Below are 1,844 nucleotides of genomic sequence, written 5' to 3' on the forward strand. Positions count from 1 at the left end.
AACATGAAATCGGAATGTGGATAACTCAGGCCTGTGGATAACCCGCCATCGCACTACGGAATGCCTGTTTCAATGCGTTTTTGGAGCCGGGCTTTTAAGTCTTCTTACGTTCTGATGTGATCCTGCGTTTTTTTGCACAACCCAAAGAAGACCTGATTTTTACAGGTCGAAATGCCGTTATGGCCAGGGATGAATCGAACCGTTAGGCCGCATGTAGAGTCGGAATGAAGCTTATGGCCAATGCTCTGAGCTTTTGCTGCATCGCATCGACGATTCCAGCGAGCGTCGGATTCGGCGCAAGCCGGATATGCTGGTAGCGACCGGAGCCGACCACATTGCCGGGTACCCGGATCACCGCTCGGCGAATCGTTTGGACTTCGCACCGCTGCAAGGTTTCCGGCATCAGCGTCTGTTTGAACCAGACCATCACGTTGTAGGCAATGGCCTTGATCCAGCTGAACAGCAGGTTGCGGAGCATGGAATGTTGGCTGTTTTGTTCCACCGCATAACCTTCTTTCAATTCATCGATGCGATTCTCGATGTTGGCGCGCTTGTTGTACGAGCGAAGCAGCATGAGCGGCTTGAGATCGGTATTGGTGACAATGGCTTGGAAGGAATAGGTCGTGAGAGCCATCGTCAATTGGCCATCGGTTGTACGCTCGGTTTCGTGGGCTTCCCGGTAGATGACACAGCGCCTGGCTTTCTCCCAGTTGGTAAGGAGAATCGGGATGTCGGCAGCAGCCCAACGATCATTCTCGTCTGCGAACGTAATGTGCTCTTCCTTTTCGTTCAGCGTCTCCCAAAAGGCGGGATGCTGCTGCAGATAAGCGATGGCCTTCTTGACGGTCGCTTTCTTCGGGAGCTTGAAGATGTACTGCCAGCCGCGTTCTTCGGCGTACGCCATGACAGCTTCGTCGGCAAAACCGCAGTCGGCCCGGATGCCTTCGACGATCCATTCCGGCGGCAGCATCGCTTCGACTTCTTTAACGAACGAGAGCAAATCCTTCATGCCGTTCATGTTGCCGGGATTCAGTTGCAAGTGGATCAGCTCGCCGCTTCCGGCGATGAAAGCAACCCGGATCTTGTACGAGGGACGTCCGTGGTAACGCGGATTGTAGCCGTTTGTCGCGCCTTCCTGCTCCCCGAACAGCGTGATGACCGTGTCGTCGATGTCGATCCAGACCAGGCGCTTTTCGCCCGTCCGCGCCTTATGTGCCAGCAAATCCCGGTTTAACGCGACAAGCTGAATCAGATGGCTCCAGGTGAGTTTGCCCAGGAAATTGCGAAAGGTGCTTTCGTCAGGAAAACGCTCGATGCCGGTAACGATCTGGTAACCAGGGTCCGACTGCAGGGCATTCATATGTGAAAAACGTGTGTGGCCGAGTAGCGCGCAGTCCAGCAGGTGATCGACGAGCTTTTCGGCCGTGTAGACACAGTTGGCTGTTTGTTCCAGATGAACGTGACTCTCAATAAGGGTGTCCAGACCGATGAGTTCCTTGAACCTGGCAAGGAACTGGAAGTTCCCGGCTTCCGTGACGGTGTTGTTGTCGAATGTGACCGGTCTCAACTTCTTCATGATCTGCTTGATTCGGCGACGCTCCGCAAGAATTTCAATTCGGCGTTCGCGGCGTGATTTTCGTTCTGGCGCATGGTTCGTTGCTTGTGGTACCATGTTGCTAGGGACACTTCCTCTCGTTGGTTATTCGTGGTGGTTTAACCTTTGACAAGAGGCTTGCAGTGTCCTGTTTATTTTGCAAAAAAATTGGCAACTTTTTATGACGAAAATGCCTTGTCACAACGTGAATCTCTCAGATTTTGGCTAGGCTACATTCCGAATTCATGTT

The 1,844-nt window shown here is 52.8% G+C and carries 1 protein-coding gene; it reads right to left on the bottom strand.

Going from position 1 to position 1,844, the window contains the following annotated elements; translation table 11 throughout:
* Positions 1–202: 202 nt before the first annotated feature.
* A complete protein-coding gene (locus RW092_RS12925) occupies positions 203–1,672 on the bottom strand; it encodes an IS1380-like element ISPaen1 family transposase (RefSeq protein ID WP_316010396.1) in 1,470 nt (489 codons plus the stop codon).
* Between the last annotated feature and the right edge of the window lie 172 nt (positions 1,673–1,844).

Source organism: Paenibacillus sp. 3LSP (assembly GCF_032465655.1).
GTDB lineage: Bacteria > Bacillota > Bacilli > Paenibacillales > Paenibacillaceae > Fontibacillus > Fontibacillus barengoltzii.

Excerpts from the sequence above, each read along its gene's own strand:
- RW092_RS12925 (WP_316010396.1), bottom strand. The coding sequence starts at position 1,672 with ATGGTACCACAAGCAACGAACCATGCGCCAGAACGAAAATCACGCCGC.